This window comes from Xanthomonas axonopodis (assembly GCF_001304695.1).
GTDB classification, from domain to species: Bacteria; Pseudomonadota; Gammaproteobacteria; order Xanthomonadales; family Xanthomonadaceae; genus Xanthomonas; species Xanthomonas axonopodis.
Map to the genome: position 1 here is coordinate 57,845 of NZ_JFAQ01000008.1, position 21,720 is coordinate 79,564.

14 protein-coding genes, 3 other RNA genes and 6 pseudogenes are annotated in these 21,720 nt (G+C 63.6%); 9 read left to right on the forward strand and 14 right to left on the reverse strand.

Annotation, left to right across the window (positions count from 1 at the left end; all coding sequences use genetic code 11):
• Positions 1 to 5 precede the first annotated feature (5 nt).
• Positions 6 to 1,232: an acetylornithine transaminase gene (locus XAXN_RS00565; RefSeq protein WP_054318103.1), complete on the reverse strand. Its 1,227-nt coding sequence runs from the start codon at positions 1,230 to 1,232 to the stop codon at positions 6 to 8.
• Between the two features lie 72 nt (positions 1,233 to 1,304).
• Here XAXN_RS00565 and XAXN_RS00570 point away from each other — a divergent pair, with 72 nt between their 5' ends.
• Complete coding sequence (locus XAXN_RS00570) at positions 1,305 to 2,177, forward strand: ion transporter (protein ID WP_054318104.1); 873 nt, start codon at positions 1,305 to 1,307, stop codon at positions 2,175 to 2,177.
• Positions 2,178 to 2,241: 64 nt separating this feature from the next.
• A non-coding RNA gene (locus tag XAXN_RS20155) (sX9 sRNA) lies at positions 2,242 to 2,313 on the forward strand.
• A gap of 4 nt (positions 2,314 to 2,317) precedes the next feature.
• Here the strand turns inward: XAXN_RS20155 and XAXN_RS20160 are convergent.
• Positions 2,318 to 2,746 (reverse strand): annotated as a pseudogene (locus tag XAXN_RS20160) (Rossmann-fold NAD(P)-binding domain-containing protein); the annotation flags it as partial.
• 65 nt (positions 2,747 to 2,811) lie between these two features.
• On the opposite strand from XAXN_RS20160, the gene XAXN_RS20165 reads away from it, so the two are divergent.
• Positions 2,812 to 2,887, forward strand: a non-coding RNA gene (locus tag XAXN_RS20165) — sX9 sRNA.
• Positions 2,888 to 2,889: 2 nt separating this feature from the next.
• On the opposite strand, the pseudogene XAXN_RS20170 reads toward XAXN_RS20165, so the two are convergent.
• Both XAXN_RS20170 and XAXN_RS00580 read right to left on the reverse strand, forming a co-directional pair.
• Positions 2,890 to 3,277, reverse strand: a pseudogene (locus XAXN_RS20170) (SDR family NAD(P)-dependent oxidoreductase); the annotation flags it as partial.
• A gap of 162 nt (positions 3,278 to 3,439) precedes the next feature.
• Entirely contained in the window at positions 3,440 to 4,099 is a 660-nt protein-coding gene (locus XAXN_RS00580; RefSeq protein WP_054318105.1) for a serine/threonine-protein kinase, read from the reverse strand.
• A gap of 152 nt (positions 4,100 to 4,251) precedes the next feature.
• Between XAXN_RS00580 and XAXN_RS00585 the strand changes: the two genes are divergently transcribed.
• Positions 4,252 to 6,327 carry a bifunctional DedA family/phosphatase PAP2 family protein gene (locus tag XAXN_RS00585; protein WP_054318106.1) on the forward strand — a complete coding sequence of 692 codons (2,076 nt, stop codon included), beginning with the start codon at positions 4,252 to 4,254 and terminating at the stop codon, positions 6,325 to 6,327.
• Positions 6,328 to 6,493: 166 nt separating this feature from the next.
• On the opposite strand, the gene XAXN_RS00590 is transcribed toward XAXN_RS00585, so the two are convergent.
• The 4 genes from XAXN_RS00590 to XAXN_RS00605 all read right to left on the reverse strand — a co-directional run bounded on the left by XAXN_RS00590 (position 6,494) and on the right by XAXN_RS00605 (position 10,413).
• Complete coding sequence (locus XAXN_RS00590; RefSeq protein ID WP_054318107.1) at positions 6,494 to 7,378, reverse strand: bestrophin family protein; 885 nt, start codon at positions 7,376 to 7,378, stop codon at positions 6,494 to 6,496.
• A 146-nt stretch (positions 7,379 to 7,524) separates the two neighbouring features.
• Complete coding sequence (locus XAXN_RS00595) at positions 7,525 to 8,121, reverse strand: LON peptidase substrate-binding domain-containing protein (protein ID WP_054318108.1); 597 nt, start codon at positions 8,119 to 8,121, stop codon at positions 7,525 to 7,527.
• Complete coding sequence (gene mpl, locus XAXN_RS00600) at positions 8,121 to 9,488, reverse strand: UDP-N-acetylmuramate:L-alanyl-gamma-D-glutamyl-meso-diaminopimelate ligase (RefSeq protein ID WP_174515477.1); 1,368 nt, start codon at positions 9,486 to 9,488, stop codon at positions 8,121 to 8,123. Before mpl ends, XAXN_RS00595 begins: the two co-directional genes overlap by 1 nt.
• Positions 9,489 to 9,849: 361 nt before the next feature.
• Positions 9,850 to 10,413 (reverse strand): adenylate kinase, encoded by a 564-nt coding sequence (locus tag XAXN_RS00605; protein ID WP_054318110.1) that lies wholly within the window; start codon positions 10,411 to 10,413, stop codon positions 9,850 to 9,852.
• Positions 10,414 to 10,557: 144 nt separating this feature from the next.
• On the opposite strand from XAXN_RS00605, the gene XAXN_RS00610 reads away from it, so the two are divergent.
• On the forward strand, positions 10,558 to 11,814 hold the full coding sequence (locus XAXN_RS00610; RefSeq protein WP_054318111.1) for a 6-phosphofructokinase: 1,257 nt from the start codon (positions 10,558 to 10,560) through the stop codon (positions 11,812 to 11,814).
• 157 nt (positions 11,815 to 11,971) lie between these two features.
• Here the strand turns inward: XAXN_RS00610 and XAXN_RS00615 are convergent.
• The 3 genes and pseudogenes from XAXN_RS00615 to XAXN_RS00620 all read right to left on the reverse strand — a co-directional run.
• A pseudogene (locus tag XAXN_RS00615) lies at positions 11,972 to 12,646 on the reverse strand (IS5 family transposase); the annotation flags it as partial.
• Positions 12,634 to 12,704: non-coding RNA, sX9 sRNA (locus tag XAXN_RS20175), on the reverse strand. The gene XAXN_RS20175 and the pseudogene XAXN_RS00615, both read right to left, overlap by 13 nt.
• Positions 12,705 to 12,782: 78 nt before the next feature.
• A complete protein-coding gene (locus XAXN_RS00620) occupies positions 12,783 to 13,307 on the reverse strand; it encodes a hypothetical protein (protein WP_134980437.1) in 525 nt (174 codons plus the stop codon).
• A 251-nt stretch (positions 13,308 to 13,558) separates the two neighbouring features.
• On the opposite strand from XAXN_RS00620, the pseudogene XAXN_RS00625 reads away from it, so the two are divergent.
• Positions 13,559 to 14,551, forward strand: a pseudogene (locus XAXN_RS00625) (sodium/proton-translocating pyrophosphatase); the annotation flags it as partial.
• Here the strand turns inward: XAXN_RS00625 and XAXN_RS20180 are convergent.
• The gene (locus XAXN_RS20180) at positions 14,476 to 15,201 is read right to left on the reverse strand and encodes a polysaccharide deacetylase family protein (RefSeq protein WP_342364467.1); all 726 of its coding nucleotides are present in this window, start codon (positions 15,199 to 15,201) and stop codon (positions 14,476 to 14,478) included. The pseudogene XAXN_RS00625 and the gene XAXN_RS20180 overlap by 76 nt on opposite strands.
• A gap of 185 nt (positions 15,202 to 15,386) precedes the next feature.
• Between XAXN_RS20180 and XAXN_RS00635 the strand changes: the two are divergent.
• Positions 15,387 to 16,475: pseudogene (locus tag XAXN_RS00635) on the forward strand (proton/sodium-translocating pyrophosphatase); the annotation flags it as partial.
• A 290-nt stretch (positions 16,476 to 16,765) separates the two neighbouring features.
• Here the strand turns inward: XAXN_RS00635 and XAXN_RS00640 are convergent.
• Complete coding sequence (locus XAXN_RS00640; RefSeq protein WP_054318113.1) at positions 16,766 to 17,245, reverse strand: hypothetical protein; 480 nt, start codon at positions 17,243 to 17,245, stop codon at positions 16,766 to 16,768.
• 197 nt (positions 17,246 to 17,442) lie between these two features.
• Here XAXN_RS00640 and ppa point away from each other — a divergent pair, with 197 nt between their 5' ends.
• Positions 17,443 to 17,979 carry an inorganic diphosphatase gene (gene ppa, locus XAXN_RS00645; protein ID WP_054318114.1) on the forward strand — a complete coding sequence of 179 codons (537 nt, stop codon included), beginning with the start codon at positions 17,443 to 17,445 and terminating at the stop codon, positions 17,977 to 17,979.
• A gap of 115 nt (positions 17,980 to 18,094) precedes the next feature.
• Entirely contained in the window at positions 18,095 to 19,243 is a 1,149-nt protein-coding gene (locus tag XAXN_RS00650) for an HDOD domain-containing protein (RefSeq protein WP_054318119.1), read from the forward strand.
• 477 nt (positions 19,244 to 19,720) lie between these two features.
• Here XAXN_RS00650 and XAXN_RS00655 read toward each other — a convergent pair.
• Positions 19,721 to 21,720: pseudogene (locus XAXN_RS00655) on the reverse strand (TonB-dependent receptor domain-containing protein); the annotation flags it as partial.

Sequence of the window (21,720 nt, forward strand, 5' to 3'; positions counted from 1 at the left end):
CGACATCACGGCTGCGCGATGTACTCGGCGATGGCCAGACGCAAACGCGCCAGACCATCGGCCAGTTCGGCATCGGTCAGATTCAGTGCCGGCACGAAACGCAACACATCCGGGCCGGCCTGCAGCAGCAGCAAGCCATGCGTGGCCGCCAGATCCAGGATCGCCCCCGCCTGGCCGGCGTGTTCCGGAGCCAGCACCGCGCCCAGCATCAAGCCACGCCCACGAATCTGCGCAAACAGGCCGAACTCGGCGTTGAGCGCTTCCAGACCTGCGCGCAATGCCGCAGATTGCCGCACCACGTTATCGGCAATCTGCGGCGAGGCCAGCTTGCGCAGCGCTACGCGCGCCACCGCCGCGGCCAGCGGATTGCCACCGAAGGTCGTCCCGTGCGCGCCAAACTGCATGGTTTCGGCCACCTTGGGCCCGGCCAGCATCGCGCCGATCGGGAAACCGCCTCCCAGCGCCTTGGCCAGGGTCACGATGTCCGGCGTCACCTGTTCCTGCCAATGCGCAAACAGCGTGCCGGTGCGGCCCATGCCGCATTGAATCTCGTCCAGCACCAGCAACGCATCGTGCTGATCGCACAGCGCGCGCACGCGGCTCAGGAAGCCCGGCGCGGCCGGCATCACCCCGCCCTCACCCTGGATCGGCTCCACCATCACTGCCGCCACATCGCCGCTGGCCATCGCCGCTTCCAGCGCCGCGACGTCGTTGAAATCCACGTAGCGAAATCCACCCGGCAGCGGCTCGTAGCCTTCCTGGTACTTGGGCTGCGCGGTGGCGGTGACCGATGCCAGCGTGCGCCCATGGAAACTGCCGCGAAAGGTGACGATGACGCGCTTGTCGGCCGGACGGCACTGGCTGCTGGCCCACTTGCGCACCAGTTTGATCGCCGCCTCGTTGGCCTCGGTGCCGGAGTTGCACAGGAACACCTTGTGCGCGAAACGCGAGGCGTTCACCAGTTCTTCGGCCAGTTTCAGCGGCGGCGCACTGAAAAACACGTTGCTGGTGTGCCACAGCTTGCCGGCCTGCTCGGTGAGCGCAGCCACCAGATCGGGGTCGTTATGGCCCAGCCCGCTCACCGCAATACCCGACGATAGATCCAGGTACTCGCGCCCGGCATCGTCCCACACACGACTACCCTGCCCGCGCTCCAGCACCACCTGGCGCGGGCGATACACCGGCAGGTAGTAGTGCGCGAGGGACAGGGGCGAATCGGCAGCGGTACTCATGAGGTTGGGTCGCAGAAGCGGAGGGAAAAGCAACATTCTCGCGCATTCGCCGGCCTGCGGCACAATGCGCGCATGCGCCCTTTCTCCGATCCGCAACTCACTGCCGCCACCGACGATGGCTGGCGCCGGCAGTGGTTCGACATCATCTACCGCCACGACACCCGCCCCTCGCGCAATTTCGACCTGATGCTGGTGGTCGCGATCCTGGCGAGCGTGGTGGTGATCATGATCGACAGCGTGCCGCGCATCCATTCGCATGCCGCGGACTGGCTGGTGCCGCTGGAATGGGCGTTCACGGTGATCTTCACCATCGAATACGCGCTGCGTCTGGCCGTGGTGCGGCGCCCGCTGCATTACGCGCTCAGCGTGTGGGGCGTGATCGATCTGCTGTCGATCCTGCCCAGCTATCTCTCGTTCTTCGTGCCCGGCGCGCAGACCCTGTTGGTGGTGCGCGTGCTGCGCATCCTGCGGCTGTTCCGCATTCTCAAACTCACCCGCTACATCGAAGAAAGCGGGCAATTGCTGGATGCGCTGTGGCGTAGCCGTCGCAAGGTGTTGGTGTTCCTGTTCACCGTGCTCACCATCACCGTGATCGCCGGCGCCACGATGTACATCATCGAAGGCCCGCAGCACGGCTTTACCAGCATCCCCACCAGCATGTACTGGGCCATCGTCACCATGGCCACGGTGGGTTTCGGCGATCTGGTGCCGCAGACCACGCTAGGCCGTTTCGTCACCTCGGCCCTGATCCTGATCGGCTACAGCATCATCGCCGTGCCCACCGGCATCTATACCGCCGAACTGGCCAGCTCGTTGCGCGAAGGAGGCCATTCCGGCAAACGCGACGCGCGCAACTGCGCCCGCTGCGGGCTGGAAGGCCACGCGGCCGACGCACGTTATTGCCGCCAATGTGCCGAGCCACTGCCGGAGCTGGGCAACGGCTGAGGCGCTGCAGCAGCCAACACCACGCCGCCGCCGTCAGGCGGACGCGGCCATTGCTCGGTAGAGCGTGTGCCACTCGTACACTGCGGTTCCGGCATGCCGTCCACGCCCACGACACCTGCTCGCCCTGTGGTCAGCTGCTCTCAGTCCAGAAACAGATCCGGCAGCAAGGCACGCGACGGATCCATTGCATCGCCGCGCAAGTCGGTGACGCCGGCCTGGGCCAAGACCTCGTCATCGATCAGAAACTGCCCGTAAAACCCGGCCGCGGCGCGCGTCAGCACCGCATGTGCGGCGTCGGCCATGATCTCCGGCCGACGGCAGGCTGCGGCGTCCACACCGGCAAGCATGTTGATGGCGTCAGTGGCGATCACGGTACGCGGCCACAACGCATTGATCGCCACGCCTTGCGGGCCGAATTCTGCCGCCAACCCCAGGGTGACCAGACTCATGCCCATCTTGGCCAGCGTGTAGCCGGTGTGCGCGCCCCACCACGCCGGGTTCAACGACGGCGGCGGGGCCAAGGTGAGAATGTGCGGATTGGCCGCCTACAGCAGATGCGGCAGGCACGCCTAAGAGCGGCTAACAAAACTACTGCGCAGCCGCCAGGCGGGCGCGGCCGGTGCTCGGAATCCTCATGTACCCCTCGTACACTCCGGTTCCTGTGCGCCGTCCACGCCCACCTGACGACCGCTCGCTACGTTTTGTTAGCCACTCTAAGCGCACAGAAAACTGCCGCGCGCGTTGACCTGCTGCATCAGATCGAAGCGCTTCATCGGCGTGTCCAGCGCACCGCGCAACCAGATCGCACTGGCGTTGTTGACCAGGATGTCGATCCCGCCGAACGCATCGACCGTCGCCGCCACGGCCGCACGCACCTGCGCTTCGTCGCGGATGTCGCACTTGAGCGCCAGCGCCTGCCCACAGGCCGCATTCACCGCCGCGGCCGTGCTATGGATGGTGCCAGGCAACTTGGGATTGGCCACCGCCGACTTGGCCGCAATCGCCACATCCGCCCCATCGCTCGCCGCCCGCAACGCAATCGCCAAGCCAATCCCGCGCGAGGCACCGGTGATGAACAAGGTTTTGCCATTTAACGTCATGGGATTGGGGAGCCGGGATTAGGGATTCGTCAGAGCTTACAGCCGGTAATCGGCACCAATCGGGACGCGTAACGCGTAGCTGCTGGCTTCAACCGACCAACCACCAACCCTGCACCAACCGCCTTTACGAATCCCAAATCCCGAACAACCAATCCCCGCCCCTCAGGGCTTCGGCCCCTGCCCCTCGTTGTCTTCCCAGTGCAGCACGCGGCGGGTCACGAAGCGGTAGACCGGCTTGCCGGTGGCGAACCACAGCTCGCGGACCCAGGAGGTGCGCTTGAGCACGCGGCGTTCCACCGGGGTCAGTGCGGCCGGGCAATACATGCGCTTGTGCTTGAGCAGGTGGCGCAGGTCTTCGCGAGCAAGCAGACGCATCCAGCGCGCGCGCGGGTTGCCGCGCACCGCCAGCTGGAAATCGATCACCGCCGGGCTGCCGTCCTCCTGCACCAACCAGTTGGCTTCCTTGGCCAGATCGTTGTGGGTCACGCCGCGGCGATGCAGCTGCTGCAACAGCCTGCGCGCGCAGCGGAAGTAGGCCAGATCGCCGCGCGGCGGACGCTGGTACATCGCAGCGCCGTCCAGATAGCTGCGGTCCAGGTGCCGCCCGTCCCAGTGCAGCAGCCGCGGTGTGCGCGGCACGCCATCCAGCTGGCGCAAGGCCAGCGCTTCGCGCCGTGCCAGCCACCAGGCCACGCCACGCAACAGCCACGGCGCCACGCTCACGTCACGACGCACGAACATGCGTTCGCCATCGCGGACCAACAGGATGCGCCCGAACGTATCGGACTTCAGCGGCAGATTGGCTGCAGGGTCGTGACTCATCCCCCATTGTAGGCGGCAGGCCTGTCTCGCTGCGCGCATCCGTGGCATACGCGCGTGCGGCCGCTGCATGGCTGCAACCTCAGGTGAAGCCGATCCCCCCGATGTGAGGACGATGCAGATCAGGTGCCGCCGCGCCCACCTATAATTCAGACATGAACTCATGGATCGACGCCACGCTGGAGTGGATCGGACACCACCCCACCTTGGCTGGCGTGGTGATCTTTGGCATCGCATTTTGTGATGCGGTGATCGTGCTGGGCGCCATCGTGCCTGCGTTGCCGTTGCTGTTCGCCATTGGCGTGCTCATCGGGCTCGGGCAGATCAACGGCCCTTATGCGGTGGGATGCGCCACCCTGGGCGCCTTCGTTGGCGATGCGCTGAGCTTCTGGGTCGGCCATCGCTGGGGCCATCAGCTGCACACCTACTGGCCATTCCGGCGTTACCCGCAATTGCTGGAGCGCGGCGAGCTGCTGTTCCGACGCAATGCCTTCAAAAGCATCCTGATTGCGCGCTACGTGGGTGCAGTGCGCCCGTTCGTGCCGGCGATTGCCGGCATGTCGCGCATGCCGTTCAAACGGTATCTGGTTGCCAGCGGCCTGGCCTGCGTGTCGTGGGCGTTGTTGTTCCTGGTGCCCGGCTGGGTGCTGGGCACGGCCTACGACGCAGTGGCCGCGGTGGCCGGGCGGTTATTCGTGGTGGTTGCCTTGCTGGCGGCGGTGATCGGGCTTGCCTGGGCGGTGGTGCTGTATTCGTACCGCTGGTCGGCCGGCCATCTGGATGCCTTGCTGGCACGCCTGCTGGAGTGGTCGCACCGGCATCCGGTCTTGGGGAATTGGTCGGTCGGCGTATTCGACCCGCGCCGTCGCGAATCGGTACCGCTGGCCATGATGGCCTTGATGCTGTTGCTGCTCGGCTGGGGCTGGTTTGTGCTGCTGATGGTGGTGCTGGCGCATGGCGAGCCGCTGCGCGTGGACCTGGCCGTGCACGACCTGATGCTGGCGCTGCGCAACCCGTTGGCCGACTACCCGATGGTGGCGCTGGCCTCGTTGGGCGACTGGCAGGTGCTGTTGCCGGCCATTGCCGCCGCGATGGGCTATCTGGCCTGGCGTCGTCGCTGGATGGCCGTGGCCCATTGGGTCATTGCGCTGGCCTTCGGCCTGGCGCTCACGCAGCTGCTTGGCGCCACCGTACAGGTGGTGCGCCCGCCTGCGGCCAGCAGTGGATTCGGCTTCCCGTCGGTTGCGGTCACCATGGCCACGATCGCCTTCGGCTTTTTCGCGCTTCTGATCGCGCGCGAGTTGCCTGGCCGCCGCCGCGTGTGGCCGTATCTGGTCAGCGGCGCCATCGTGTCGCTGATCGGTTTTGCGCGTTTGTACCTCGGTGCGCACTGGCTCAGCGACGTCGTCGGCGGCATGCTGTTTGGCATCTTCTGGCTGCTGGTGCTGGGCATTGCCTACCGCCGCCGTGCCACGCGCGCGTTCTGGGTCAAGCCGGTGTCGTGGATCTTCTACGGGGTGTTCGTAAGCTGCGCAATTTATTTTGCGCCACGCAACCTCGAGACCAAGCTGGCCAAGTTCGAACCGCCACCGCCGGCATTGATGGAGTTGCCCGCAAACGCGTGGTGGGAAGACCAATGGCGCCTGCTGCCGGCACGCCGCAACGAATTCGACGACGATCAGCGCTGGCCGCTGGACGTCCAGTTGGCCGGCCCGCTCGCTCCGTTGCAGCGCCAGCTTCAGGCGCGCGGCTGGCGGGTCCAGCCGCAGGCGGGCTGGGAACAGGCGCTGCACTTGCTCGATGTCAGCGGCCGCCCGGACGAAGTACCGATTCTGCCGGCCACGTTGGATACCCAGGTCGAAGCCCTGTTGATGGTGCGCCATGCCGCGCCCGGCCACGTGCATGTGCTGCGCCTGTGGCCGGCCGCCGCACGCCTGCAGCCGGATGCACAACCGTTGTGGGTGGGCAGCACCCAGACCTTGCGCTACAGCCGCCACTTCAGCCTGATCGGCCTGTGGTACCCGCTGCGCGGTGTCGATCCTGCACTGAGCGCCTTGCGCGAGGCGCTCGGCCCGCTGCCCCATCGCATGGAACAGCGGCGTCGCTCGCAGGTGCCGGTGATCCTGATCGACAGCACCTCAGGCAGTGCGGTGCGTGGCGAGAACAAAGACAACGTTGCACCGCCTGCGGACACCACAGCGTCCGATCCTGCAGCATCGGGTCCGCCATGACCACGTCGTTGATGGACCGGGCGGCAGCCGCGAGCGGCTATTGCGCAGTTGTGTAGATCCGAGCTACCAACAATCTCTTGAGCGCTGTCGCGATGGCCGCAACGTAGCGTCGTCCAGATCAGCTGACTTTTAAGCTGAAAACCTGGCTGAGCGGGCGCGCGATGCCTCACCACAGCACGCCATCCACTGGCTGCATCGGCTCCGGTGCCTGTTCGCCAATCGCCTGCAGCGCATCGATTTCCACCGTGCGGCACATGCTGTCCAGCGGCAGGTCGTGGGTGGTGTTGGCGAATGGGTCCACTAGCTCATCGCCGATCTTCAGCACTGCCAGAAACATCAACCCGGCCACGGTCGAACCGACCGGCGTGGCGTATTGCAGCGTTTCCACCAGACCGATCGGCAGCAGCACGCAGAACAGCCGCGTAAAAAAATTCGGATAGAAGCGGTACTGATACGGCAACGGGGTATTTTTCAGGCGCTCCATGCCGCCCTGCGCGTTGGCGATATCCACCAGGATGCGCTCCACGCTGGCCTGCTGGATGCTGTCGATCCAGCCATCGCGCCGCGCCTGCTCCACACTGCGGCCGGTGATCTCGAGCAAGCCGTTGGCCACGTTGGTGCGGGTGATCACCGTGGTCACTTCATCGGCATCCAGACGCGGCTGCAATGCGGTGGCAACCGGCAATCGACGCAACTGGCAGCGCAAGGTATTGACGTAAGCGATCTGGCGCAGCGCGATGCTGCGCCCCAGCGCTGCGGCTTCCGGCGCGGACAGAATGCTCACGCTCAAACGCACCAGGTTGCGCGATGCGTTGATCATCTGGCCCCACAGCACGCGCCCTTCCCACCAGCGTTGATAGGTCGAATTGGCCCGAAAACCCAGGAATATCGCCAACGCCGAGCCAAAGATGGTCAACGGCAACGCCGGCGCGCGGAACGGCAGTACGTAGTAGATGATCGTGATCAACACATCCCACACGAACAGCACCGCCAGGGTCCGCCAGACCTGGTTGAACACATCCGCCACACGCGGTTTGACGTCGATGATCAAGGCTCACTCCCGTGGATCGATAGCAAGTGCAGCTATTGCAGGCATCCGTTGCGTGGATGCGATCGACAGCGCACTCAAGCGTGGTAAGTGTGCCGTTGCAAGGGTGCAAGCGCAGTGATGGGCTCGCCTGCCATTGCGTGGGCGTGTTACGGCATCCACGCGAGCAATTGATCCAGCCGCCGATGCGGATCGTCTTGCTGCAGCAGCGACAGACGCTGCTGCTCGGTCAGCGGCAACAGCTCGGCCAACCGCCAGCCGACCCAGGCGGCTTGATCCAGCAAACCCGGCCCCACCGAAGCGAATTCGCCACCCACCTGTTCGAGCATCCGCTCAAGCACCGTGGCCAGCAGGCTGTGCTCGGGGCGCAATTCGTCGTCGCTGTCGGGCTCGCACCAGCTCACCTGGCCGACGACCAGACCGTTGTCGCGGATACGCGAACGCTGCACACGGAAGCGGCGCGTACCGCGCAAGCGCAGCACCAGCACGCCATCGGCCCCGACGTCGAAATCTTCGATCCGTACCTCGGTGCCGAAGGCAGCCGGCGTTGCCGGCGCGCCAACCTCGGTGCCGTCCAGAATCAGGCAAACACCGAAGCTGGTGCCGTTGCGGCCGCTCTCGCGCACCAGATCCAGATAGCGTCGCTCGAATACGCGCAACCCCATTGCCGCACCGGGCAGCAACACGCTGTGCAACGGAAACAGCGGCAAGGTGCTGGTCTCGCCGGCAGGCATGAGCGGCACCATCAGGACAACTGCGCCAGGAAGCGACGCGGCGCACCATCGAAGCCACCGTTGGACATGAACACCACATGGTCGCCGGGCTGGACGATCTCGCCCAGCGTGTGCAGCAAAGCATCTACGTCCTGCACCACGCGTGCCTGGCCGCGTACCTGCGCAATGATCGGTGCGGCGTCCCAGGCCAGTTCCGGCCGATGCAGAAACACCACCGCATCGGCATCGTGCAACGACGGCGCCAGCGCCTGCGCATGCGCGCCCAGCCGCATGGAATTGCTACGCGGTTCCATTGCCACCACAACACGCGCCGCACCGACCTTCGCACGCAAGCCCTGCAACGTCGTCGCAATGGCGGTGGGATGGTGCGCAAAGTCGTCGTACACGGTGATCGCGCGCGCGCTGCCGATGACTTCCAGCCGCCGCTTGACGCTCTGAAACTGCACCAATGCCGCCATCACCGTCGCCGGATCCACGCCTACCGCCTGCACCGCCGCCAGCGCCGCCAACCCGTTTAGGACGTTGTGCCGCCCAACCAACGGCCACTGCACCTGGCCAATTTCCACACCACGGTGCAGCACCGCAAACGCGCTGCCATCGGCCGCGATCAAACGCGCACTCCACTCCAGCGACGCATCGAACCCGAACCGCTCCACCGGCGTCCAGCATCCCATCGCCAGCACCTCGGCCAGGCGCGCGTCTTCACCGTTAACGATCAGACGCCCGCGCGCGGGGACCGTGCGCACCAGATGGTGGAACTGGCGCTGGATGGCAGCCACGTCCGGGAAGATGTCGGCGTGGTCGTATTCCAGGTTATTGAGGATCGCCACCAATGGCCGGTAGTGCACGAACTTGCTGCGCTTGTCGAAGAACGCGGTGTCGTATTCGTCGGCTTCCACCACGAATTCGCGCCCCTGGCCAAGTCGCGCCGACACGCCGAAATCTTCGGCCACACCACCGATCAGAAACCCCGGCGCGCGCCCGGCCGCCTCCAGCAGGTAGCTCAGGATGGTGGTGGTGGTGGTCTTGCCGTGGGTGCCGGCCACTGCCAGCGTGTCGCGGCCGGGCAGCACCTGCTCGGCCAGCCATTGCGCGCCGGAGGTGTAGCGGCGGCCGGCATCCAGCACCGCCTCCACCGCCGGATTGCCGCGCGACAGGGCATTCCCGACAACCACCTCGGTCGCGTCCGGCGAAATATTGGACGGCACATAGTCCTGCGCCAGCGCAATGCCCAGTGTTTCCAGCTGTGTGGACATCGGCGGATAGATGGCCTGGTCGCTGCCTTCCACCTGCCAGCCCAGCTCACGCGCCAGGGCGGCGACACCGCCCATGAAAGTTCCGGCGATGCCGAGAATGTGGAGTTTGCTCATGTCGCCTATTGTCGCCGATCGCAGTTGCCGGACATTCCAATCCAACGCAAGCCCAAGTGCCGGGGATTTCCTGCCGTATTGCCGAGAATTTCCCGATGTGCGGACCCAGCCACATCGCTCACCATGCTGAATGCCAGTCGCAGTATCCGCTTGGTCCTACTCCCCCAAGAGGCCAAATCCCCATGGAGCTCATGCTCTCGGGGCTCTGAGCAAGTCTACTACTGGCGTTATTCTGCCCCGGGCGTCTTGTACGTCCGGGGTTTTTCTTTCGGGTTTGGGCACCGCGGTCCGGGCGATCACGGCGAGCAAGCAGTGCGACCAGAGGCCGCGCCTGCCCACGACCGGGCCTTGCTCCCGGCCCATTGCCGACTCAGCGGCCGAGCGCCTTGCTGATGCGCTCCAGCACTTCGTCCAGCGAACCCACGCCATCCACGCGCGCCAACTTGCCGCGCTGCTCGTAGAAGCCGATCACCGGTGCGGTGGAATCGTTATAGACCTGCAGACGCTTGCGCACCGATTCCGGATTGTCGTCCTCGCGGCCTTCGGCCTTGGCACGACCGGCGATGCGCTCGACCAGCAACTCGCTGGCCACATCCAGCTGCACCACGGCATCGAGCGGCTGACCGATCTTGCCGAGCAAGTCGTCCAGCGCATTGGCCTGGGCCACGTTGCGCGGGTAGCCATCTAGGATGAAGCCCTTGGCCACATCGGCCTGGCCAAGGCGCGCCTCGAGCATGCCGAGCAGGATGTCGTCGGACACCAGGTCGCCACGTGCCATCACTTCCTTGGCCTTCAACCCCAGCGGCGAGCCAGCGGCCACTTCGGCGCGCAACAGGTCGCCGGTGGAAATGTGCGGAATGTCAAACGTGTCTTTGAGACGTGTCGCCTGGGTGCCCTTGCCCGAACCGGGCGGTCCCAATAGAACCAATCGCATCAGTGGACTCCACTTTCGAATAAAAACGCGTTGCGGTGGGCGGCGTTAGACTCAGTCTTCGCCGGCGCTGACCGTATGGTTGTGCAGCTTACCGCATCCGGGGAATGTCCCGGCACTGTCCCCATGTGAGGAGTCTGTTCCGCTATGACCACTGGCAACCTGCTCTATGCCCAATCCGGCGGCGTCACCGCCGTCATCAACGCCACCGCAGCCGGCGTCATCGCCGAGGCGCGCGCGCGCAAGATCAAGGTGCTGGCCGCACGCAACGGCATCCTGGGCGCCTTGCGCGAGGAGTTGATCGACACCTCCAAAGAGTCCGCCGCCGCCATCGCCGCCCTGGCGCAAACGCCCGGCGGTGCATTCGGCTCGTGCCGCTACAAGCTCAAATCACTGGAAGAAGACGGCGCCAAGTACGAGCGTCTGCTCGAGGTGCTGCGCGCGCACGACGTCCGCTGGTTTCTCTACAACGGCGGCAACGACTCGGCCGACACCGCGTGGAAGGTCTCGCAACTCGCAAAGGCCTATGGTTACCCGCTGCACTGCATCGGCGTGCCCAAGACCATCGACAACGATCTGGCGGTGACCGACACCTGCCCCGGCTTCGGCTCGGCGGCCAAGTACACCGCGGTCTCGGTACGCGAGGCCGCACTGGATGTCGCCGCCATGGCCGACACCTCCACCAAGGTCTTCATCTATGAGGCGATGGGCCGCCACGCCGGTTGGCTGGCCGCAGCAGCAGGCCTGGCCGGGCAAGGCCCGGACGATGCTCCGCAGATCATCCTGCTGCCTGAACGCGCCTTTGATCAGGCTGCATTCCTGGCCAAGGTGAAGCAGGTGGTGGACAAGGTCGGCTGGTGCGTGGTGGTGGCCAGCGAAGGCATCCAGGACGCGCACGGCAAGTTCGTCGCCGATGCCGGCGGCGCGGCCGACTCGTTCGGCCATGCGCAGCTAGGGGGCGTGGCCGCGTTCCTGGCCGCACAGGTCAAGCAGGGGCTCGGCTACAAGGTGCACTGGACGCTGCCCGATTACCTCCAGCGCTCCGCGCGCCATCTCGCATCGAAGACAGACTGGGAACAGGCGCAAGCGCTCGGCAAGGCTGCCGTGCAATACGCACTCAAGGGCATGAACGCGGTGATCCCGGTGATCGAGCGTGTCAGCGACGCACCATACCGCTGGAAGATCGTGCCCGCGCCCCTGCACAAGGTGGCCAATCACGAAAAGAAGATGCCGCCCAGCTTCCTGCGCAAGGACGGCTTCGGCATCACCGAACGCGCCCGCCGCTATTTCGCCCCGTTGATCAAGGGCGAAGCCCCGCTGGCCTACGGCAGCGACGGCTTGCCGAAGTATGTGAGTTTGAAGAATGTCGCGGTGGCGAAGAAGCTGCCGGCTTGGAACGGATAAAGCAGATGAAAAATGGAGCCAGGGTAATCCCCCCGCTTTTAGGGAAGGTCTGAACAACGAGGCCTGAGAGTGCGGAAGGTGGCATCGTTCCGGAGAGTCGCGTTTGGATCTTCGGATTTTTCGCCATTTCTGGCGTTTTCCTTGGGAATTTCCCGGGTTACAGGCGCACGCTCCCCATCGCAGGCAGTAACTGCTTTCGCTTCATCCACAGGTTCGACAGCGCAAACAAGGTCAGCACTTGTGCCGTGTTCTTGGCCAGACCGCGATAGCGGACCTTGGTGTCGCTAAACTGGCGCTTGATCACCCGGAATGGATGCTCCACCTTCGCGCGCACGCTGGCCTTGACGTGTTCCCAACGCTGTTCCCGAGCACGCTCGCGTGTGTTGCCGATGCCTTGCATCGTCGAGGGCCTGGCGGCGATGAAAAATGCAGCCTCGCAGTCCCGCAATTCTTGGCGTTTGTCCGCGCCGGTATAGCCGCTGTCGCCGAACACGCTGTCTTCCTTGCCATGCAGCAATGCGTGCGTCACCGTGACATCGGCCACGTTGGCTGCGGTGCATTGCACGTGGTGCACCAGCCCGGAAAATTCATCCACACCGATGTGCGCCTTCATCCCGAAATACCACTGATTGCCCTTCTTGGTCTGATGCATCTCAGGGTCGCGCGCATGGTCTGCGTTCTTGGTTGAGCTGGGCGCAGCGATCAGCGTTGCATCGACGATCATGCCCGACCGCAGGCTCTGGCCCTTGCGCGCCAGATGCGCGTTGACCGCTTCCAGCATCCGTGCGGCAAGCCCATGGGTCTCCAGCAGGCGCCGAAAGTTGAGAAACGTAGCGAGCAGCCGTCACGTGAGTGAACGATGCAGGAACCGTAGTGTACGAGTGGCATATGCGATTCCGAGCACCGGCCGCTCCCGCTTGGCGGCTGCGCTTTTTTTGCCTGCTCCTACTCTCTAGCAGCGCTGAAGATTACTGACACGCCTTGCCTTCCACCGTCATCTGCGCGGCGAACATGGGCACCTGCGGAATCTTGCCGGCGGCGGCCTGCTGCTTAGCGTCTTCCAGATAGATGCGAGACTGGCCTTGTCCATCGAGCTGCGGCTTCGCATCCACCGGCTTGCGCCATACGCGCACGACCGCTTGCTGTGACGGGCACGCTGCGCTTGGTACACGGATCACATCGTTGAAGATCCAGCCCGAGGCGACAGTGGGCGCGGCCTTGGCGAAATCCACGAAGCGTGCACGTGGTTGGCAGGTTGGGCTGCTGCGGACCACCGACAATGTGTACGGCTGTGCAGCATTTTCGGTAAATACGCCTTCCAGGCGTGCGCAGGCTTCCGGGATCTGCCGCAAGGTGTGCACCGCACCAACCGCTTGCGCGGTGCCGGGTGCGCGCGGCTTGAGTTCGGGCGTGGGCTCTGCCGCAAACGCTTGGCTCGTCAGCAATAGCATCGCGAGCATCGCGGCGTATTTTTGCGCAGCATGGTGGGGCATGGACACTCCTGGGTCGACCGAATCACATTGGCCGCAGGCTGTCACGCCGCAACTGAACGACACGCCAAAGCCGTAACGCTGGTCGCCACGCGAGCCGCGGCGCATACTCGGTCGCGATCCGGCCACCTGAACATTCGCGACGCGCATTACGGCCCAGGCGGCCGTCGAGTCCGTATTCGTCAGTCCACTCGTTGTGTGCATCGCCCTTGGTTCGTCCCGACCGGACGACATCCATTTTCTTGGGAGGTGTCATGCTGGAACACTACGGGTTGTGGCTTGCGCTGGGTTGTGCGGTCTTGGCAATCGTCTATGGAATCGTGTCGGCGCGCTGGGTGTCCGCGCAGCCGAGCGGCAATGCACGCATGCAGGAGATCGCCGCCGCGATCCAGGAAGGCGCGCGTGCCTATCTCAACCGGCAATACCTCACCATTTCGGTTGCTGGGACAGTGCTGTTCGTGTTGGTCGGGCTGTTCCTGAGTTGGTACACCGCGATCGGGTTTGCGCTTGGCGCAGTGTTGTCCGGGTTAGCTGGCTATATCGGCATGAACGTCTCGGTACGTGCCAATGTCCGGACTGCCGAAGCGGCGCGGCATGGCATCGGCAAGGCGATGGATGTGGCGTTCCGTGGTGGCGCGATCACCGGCATGCTGGTGGTCGGTCTCGGGCTGGTCGGCGTGTCCGGCTACTTTGCTGTGCTGCAAGGCATGGGGCTGCCAATGGAGCAAAAAAACCTGCATGCATTGGTCGGGGTGGCGTTCGGGTCGTCGTTGATCTCGATCTTCGCGCGCCTGGGTGGCGGAATTTTCACCAAGGGCGCGGATGTGGGCGCCGATCTTGTCGGCAAGGTCGAGGCCGGCATTCCCGAGGACGATCCACGCAACCCGGCGGTGATTGCCGACAATGTCGGCGACAATGTGGGCGACTGCGCAGGCATGGCCGCCGATCTGTTCGAGACCTACGCGGTCACCGTGATCGCCACGATGCTGCTCGGCAGTCTGACGCTGGCCGACACCGGTCCGCATGCCGTGCTCTATCCATTGGTGCTCGGCGGGGTATCGATCATCGCCTCGATCGTGGGGGCGGCCTTCGTCAAGGTCAAAGACGGCGGTTCGATCATGGGTGCGCTTTACAAAGGCGTGATCGTATCGGGCATGCTGGCAGCGCTGGCTTACTGGCCCATCACCCAATCGCTGACTGGCGGCGGAATGTCAGTCACAGCTTGTAGATTGACGAATTCCACATTACCCAACGCCAGGATTCCCTTGATGAAGGCATCCAGATGATCGACGGTAGTCTTATGAATATCGTGCATCAGGACTAAACTGGTCTCACGCGACTGGATCTGCTGCAGACCATACTCGACCCAGGCATCAGGTATACGCTTCCAGTCCTCGGTATCCACCGTCCACATCACGGTGCGATAGTCAAGCGACTCCAGCACTTTGTCTACCTTGGCATTGCGGGCACCGTAGGGAGGCCGCACGATGCGATCAATGGGAATGTACTTGGAAAGCGCCGCTTCTGTCTTCTTTATCTCCGCGTAAATCTGCGCTTCGCTCAAGGAGCTAAGTTGCTCATGATCGAAACTGTGATTGCCAACACGATGTCCCTCCGCGACGGCGCGTGCGGCGATACTGCCATAAGCGGCAATACGTTCACCAAGGACGAAGAAAGTCGCGGTGATGCCATGCGTGGAAAGGATGTCGAGCACTTTTGGGGTGTTGATCGGATGAGGACCGTCGTCGAAAGTCAAATGAATTTTTTTCGTCATCGCTTTTATCACCATCATTGAATAGTTTTTAAAATACAAATCAGAACATGAACAAAAGCGGAAAATCGCAATCATCTGGAATATAAATTTTCTGCATCTACTTTCTACCGCATTCACTGGCATGCAAGCCGTTCGAGCGGATCGATGCGCATCTGTCCAGCGCTGCACGCAGAACTGGCTCAGCACACGGTTTGCGACACATCATGCTCGTGGCAAGTCGCGACAGTATCTGGGACTAGCGGAATCGGCCAGAGTGCGCCTTACGTATTTGGCTTGATCGATGGCCTGGCACATCCCTGCACTGCTGCCTGCGCGACAACACCCACGGCGCCACGGCATTGTACGCCTGCGCACTGATCGGCCTTGTGCTCACCGGCCTGATCGTGTGGATTACCGAGTACTACACCGGCACGCAGTACACCCCGGTGCAGCATGTTGCATCGGCCAGCACCACCGGCCACGGCACCAACATCATCGCAGGGCTCGGTATTTCGATGAAAGCTACCGCGCTGCCGGTGATCGCGGTCTGCGCGGCAATCTGGGGGGCGTTCCATTTCGGCGGCTTGTACGGCATTGCGATTGCAGCAACGGCCATGTTGTCGATGGCCGGCATGATCGTTGCGCTGGATGCGTATGGGCCGATTACCGATAACGCCGGCGGCATCGCCGAGATGGCCGAGCTCCCCCCTGAGGTCCGCAACATTACCGACCCGCTGGACGCAGTAGGCAACACCACCAAGGCAGTGACCAAGGGCTATGCGATCGGATCGGCGGCGCTGGCTGCGCTGGTGCTGTTTGCCGACTACACACACAACCTGCAGGCGGCCAATCCCCACCAGGTGTACGCCTTCGATCTATCCGACCACACGGTGATCATCGGGCTGCTGATTGGCGGGCTGATTCCGTATCTCTTCGGTGCGATGGCGATGGAAGCGGTCGGCCGCGCCGCGGGCGCGGTGGTGGAAGAAGTGCGCCGCCAGTTCCGCGAACTTCCCGGCATCATGGCCGGCACCGCCAAGCCCCAATACGACCGCGCTGTCGACATGCTGACCCGCTCGGCAATTGGCGAAATGATCGTGCCTTCGCTGCTGCCGGTGGTGGTTCCGATCGTTGTCGGGTTGCTACTGGGGCCGCGTGCATTGGGTGGCTTGTTGATCGGCACGATTGTCACTGGCTTGTTCCTGGCGATCTCGATGACCACCGGTGGCGGCGGCTGGGACAACGCCAAGAAATACATCGAGGATGGCCACTTCGGCGGGAAAGGCAGCGAGGCGCACAAGGCTGCGATTACCGGCGACACGGTCGGTGACCCGTACAAGGACACCGCGGGGCCGGCGATCAACCCGTTGATCAAGATCATCAACATCGTGGCCTTGTTGCTCGTGCCCTTGCTGTAGCGCTGCGATGACCGAAGGTCGCGTGACCTGCGGTCGTGACGACGGGAATCAGCCGACCACCTACACGAGTCGCGGCAGGTCCGAATCCGGCAATACGGAAAGCGGCAACGGTGCGGCATATGGACCAAGCCAGTAAGGGCGCCGCCGGGCCCGGTCATCTGCGCATACCAGCTCAGGATCGGCATCACGCCGGCTCCTGCTGGCGGCGCCCATCGTCGAAACGAAAATGGCGCCGCCAGGCGGAAGGGGCTTGCCCGTGCTGGCGAGCCCCGCCCTGCTCCGGCCAACGATTACAGGCAGCCGATCAAGCCGTCATAGATCGGCGGTGCGCCGCCCGGCAGTGGCTTGAACAGCGGATTGGCCACCGCAAGGGTGCGATACATCTCATCCAGGGGGGTACCGGCCTTGAGCGGTGCCGTGCAGCGCCACACCCGGCTGTCCGACCGCAAGTAACCGCTGCGTGGGTCGACACTGACCTCACTGGCGCCGAAGGTCCAGATGCAGCTCCGTACCACGCCGGTGACGCGATGTACCGAGCAGCGGAAGCGCAGCGGCTGGTAGTCGCTGAAGTCGCCGCCACAAAAGGTGTCGCCGCAGATATTGTCGAAATCGCGGTCCAGCCGCTGCTCCAGGTCGATGAACGCTTCCCAGCCCTCGCCACTGGCGGGCCAGTCCACCGCATCCACATAGGTGGGTGGAGGCGTGGCGGCGGCGATCTGGGCAGCAGGGGACAGCAGCAGGAGGACGAACAAACGCACGAGTCTGGACATTGGCAATTCCTATGCGGTGGATGAACCTGCAGCGTGCGCCGCCGGCCGGGCCGCCACGATCAGGCAGCCACCCGCGATGAACGCGGGCTATGCCGTACGCAGCGGTCAGGACATTGCCCATTCAGTGTCGCTGCAGCGCAACAGCCGAACGCGTAGAATCGCGCTCCACACACTGCTGACGCCTCGGAGCTACCCGCATGGGCCTTGAACTGGTCACCTCTGGCAAGAATCTGCCGGAAGAAATCAATGTCGTCATCGAGATCCCCAAGGATTCCGAGCCGGTCAAGTACGAAGTCGACAAGGCCAGCGGGGCGATCTTCGTCGACCGCATCCTGTCGACCCCGATGCGTTACCCCTGCAACTATGGCTACGTGCCCAACACCTTGTGCGGCGATGGCGACCCGGCCGACGTGCTGGTGGTGCTGCCGTTGCCATTGGTGCCAGGCTCGGTGGTGCGCTGCCGTCCGGTGGGCGTGCTGCGCATGAGCGACGAGGCCGGCAGCGACGAAAAGATCCTGGCTGTGCCGATCGAAAAGATCTTCTCCGGCTACGCGCACATCGAAGACATCAACCAGGTGTCCAGCCACTGGATGGAGCGTATCGGCCACTTCTTCGAGCATTACAAGGATTTGGAGAAAGGCAAGTGGGTCAAGCTGGATGGCTGGGGCGGCGCGGCCGAGGCCAAGCGCATCCTGAACGAGTCGGTGGAACGCTACCATTCCGACGCACCCTGATCCATCGATCGTGACGCTGCCCACACGTGGGGAGGGGCGACCGGGATCACGCTTTTGGCGTGATCCCGGTGACCGCAGTCGGCAGATTGGGTACATTGCCGAAAGCGTTTTGCCGGTGTCTGTCACCGGTGACTTCTGGGGAAGTGTCTTGCGTATTCTGTTTGTTGGGGACGAAGCCAGTCTTCCGTCCGACCTTGTCGCCTATGTCGCCGACCTGGGCGATCAGTGGCAGGCGCAGCAGGTAGCCGATGGCAATTCGGCGATCGAAGCAGCCGCGCTGTCGCCGTTCGACGCCGTTATCGTTGCCCCGGTGCTGCCGGACCTGACTGCCGCCACCTTGCTGGGGCAAATCCGCACGCTGCGCCCGGACACCATTCGTATTGCGTTGATCGATGCGCAAGGCGGCCAGCGCACGCCGCCGGCCCGCATCATCGGCGTGGCGCATCGCTTCTTGCCGATGCCGCTGGCACCCGAAGTGCTGCTCGAAGCGGTCACCAGCCTGGAAGAACTGCGCGAGCTGCTCAGCAATCCGCGCCTGCGCGCGGCGATCGGGCGGATCGAAAAGCTGCCCTCGCCTCCGCACCTGTACCTGAGCCTGATGCATGCGCTGGAAGAGGACGACGGCGCCGATGCAGCCGATATCGCCAAGCTGATCGCCGGCGATCCGGCGATCGCGGCGAAAGTGCTGCAATTGTGCAATTCGGCCTTCTTTTCCGGTGGCAGCAGCATCACCGATCTGCGCACGGCGGTGAACCGCCTGGGCGTGGCCACGCTGCGCGACCTTGTACTGGCCAGCGAAGTGTTTTCGGTCCAGACGCTCACGCCGGCCGAGCGCAACGCGATGCAGCGCCGCGCCCTGCTCTCCTCGCGCCTGGCGGCCAAGGTGCTCCCGCCGACCAGCGCAGAACTCGGCTCCACCGCCGCATTGCTGGCCGACATCGGCCTACTGCTGCCGGGCGCGCGCGACGAGCGCGAACCGCCGGCAGAAGGCGGCGACGAACGCCTGGGTCATACCGAAGCCGGCGCCTACCTGCTCGGTCTGTGGGGCTTGCCCATGCCCATCATCGAAGCGGTGGCCTTCCATCGCCATCCGCTGCGCTCCAGCATGCGCAGCTTCTGGGTCACCGGCGCAGTGCATGTCGCCACGGCATTGGCCAGCGGCGAAAGCGTGGACGAAGAGTACCTGACCAAAGTTGGCGTCATCGCCCGCCTGCCGAGCTGGCGCGAACAGGCCGACACGTTGCTGGGGCTTGCCGAGGCGTAAGCAGTGTCGGTGGGGGATGCAGCGATTGAAGTCACCAAAGGCGCGATGACATCGCGCCTTTTTCTTTGGCCTTTTGCCGCTACACGACGCACTCGGGATTGGCGTCTGCAGAAAGCACGGCGAGCATTGCGGCTTGCAGAGCGACCACGCCAGGAGCGGACAATCGGCAAGTCCAGTTGCGATAAAGCGCATGAAACACCCGCTATCCAGATCGATACCCGTGCAGCTCTGATCGACCCCAGACCTGCCACTCGAATAATCTTTGATCGCGCACACGCATCCAGTAGTTCGCGCCATGAGCCTTTGACCGAACTCCGGGAGAATGTATTGCGTCGTTCGGCAGTACTCCAATTGTCTACCCACCACCTGGCAATCGCCGCCCCTTTTGGGCACGCAGCACACTCGGCACCGCCAGTCACAGACACAAAAAAAGCGGGCCTTCCGGCCCGCTTTTTTCTGCTCACAACACTTCGATGATCAGAAGCGCTGGTTGTACTGCACGAACAGGAAGCGGTCGTAGTCGAGCATCGGATCGATCGCAGCGGTGCTGCTGTTGGTGATCGAATAGGTGATCGGCGGCTGCTTATTCCAGATGTTACGGGCACCAACCGTCACGCTGCCATCCCACGAAGCCTGCCAAGTGACCGAGACGTCCTGATAGGAAATCGAGCCCTTCTTGTTGGAACCGGTGCCACCGCCCCAACCCGGGTTCGGCGTCTGGTAGCTCGGGTCGTTGCACTCGATGCCTGCCGATGCATCCCAGCAGTAATCGCGGAAGCCGCCGTAGTAACGCAGATCCCAGTTAGCCGACAGCGAACCAAGCGACCAGTCCAGACCCAAGGTGGCGCGCACGCGCGGGAAGTTCCAGTAACCAGCGTAGTTCGCCCAATCCGCATCCGACTGTGCCTGCGACTTGTAGGTAGCCAGGTAGTTGGTGTCCAGGTTGACCGCGAATTTGCCGTAGGCGGTTTCCGGCATGCGGTAACGCACGCCGAAGTTGTAGCCTTCGGTTTCCAGACGACCCAGGTTGACATTGCCGCGGCTCAGCGTGGTGACCTGACCAGTAATCGGGTCACGGCCGTAGTCGGCGCAGTAGTTGGCCAGGCTGTTGAGGTAGCAGTTATTCAACACATCATTGGCCGACAGTGCGGTGATGATGTTGGAGATCGAAATGCGGTACCAGTCCAGCGACAAGTCCAGGCCCTGCACCCAATGCGGGCTATACACCATGCCCACGGTACGGGTGATGCTGCGCTCGGGCTCAAGTTCGGCGTTACCGACGCCAGCATTGAACGGAGAGTTGCCCTGCACGTCGCGCTTGGTGACCGGATTGTTCGCAGTGTCGGTCTGACGGAAGTTGCTCGCCAAACCCTCGGCGGAACAACGCGCTGCCACACCGGCATTGCCCAGAGAACCGAAGGTCGCATCGCACGGATCGGTGAAGGCATCGAAGCTCTGCGAGCCGCCACCGAAGGTGTCATCCAAGGTAGGCGCACGGAAACCCGTGCCGTAAGTGCCACGCACCAGCAAGTCGTCGATCGGCTTCCAGGTGAAGCTGAACTTGCTGTTGGTGGTGTCGCCGAAACGGCTGTAGTTGCTGTAGCGCGCAGCCACGTCGAACGACAGTTCCTTGGCGCCCCGCAGATCCTTCAACACCGGGATCAACAACTCCAGATATGCTTCGTTGGTCTGGTAGCGACCTTCGGTGGCCTGCGCAGCCAGGTCGGTGGTGTAACCAGCGCTGGACAACTGATCCGGGTAGTCGTAACCGCTGATCTCGCGGTGCTCGACACCTGCAGCGAAGCCCAGCTCGCCTGCCGGCAGGTCGAACAGACCACCGGTGACGTTGGCGGTCCACTGCTTGCTCAGGCTCTGCTACGTGGCCTGACCCAATGCATTGATGTACTGCAGCGCGTTCGGCGTGGAGGCCGACGGGCCGCCCAAGATGTTGAACGGGGTGCACTGGCCCAGCGCATTGCTGGTACCCAGCGCGATCGGAGCCGCTGCGATACCGCACTGCACCTGACCCTGTGCATTGAGGAACGACGGACCCAATGCCTTTTGCAACGCCAACAGGTTGATGTTGCCGCGCGAAACCTGCGTCACATCGTACTTGTTGTAGTTGAAGCCCACGTCCCAGTTCCAGCCATGGCTGCCAACGTCGAACACGCCTTCCAGCGCGGCATCGAAGTGGGTGGACTTGACGTTGCTGTCGGTGGTGCGCGGCAATTCAACCGTGCGGCGGAACCAGCTGGTGATGTCCTGGCCGACCGGGTTGTAGTAACTGTTGTCACTGATCGCCACCGGAAACTGCGGCTGCGAACGAGCGTTGAGCGGGTAGCCGGCAATCTGGCGATTGGAGTCGCGCTCGGAATACATCGCCGTCGACTTGAAGGTGATGCTGTCGGTAATGTTATAGCTGCCGGTCGTGAAGATCGACTTATTCTTGCTGGACTGCCGACGTCCCCCCGTCCTGA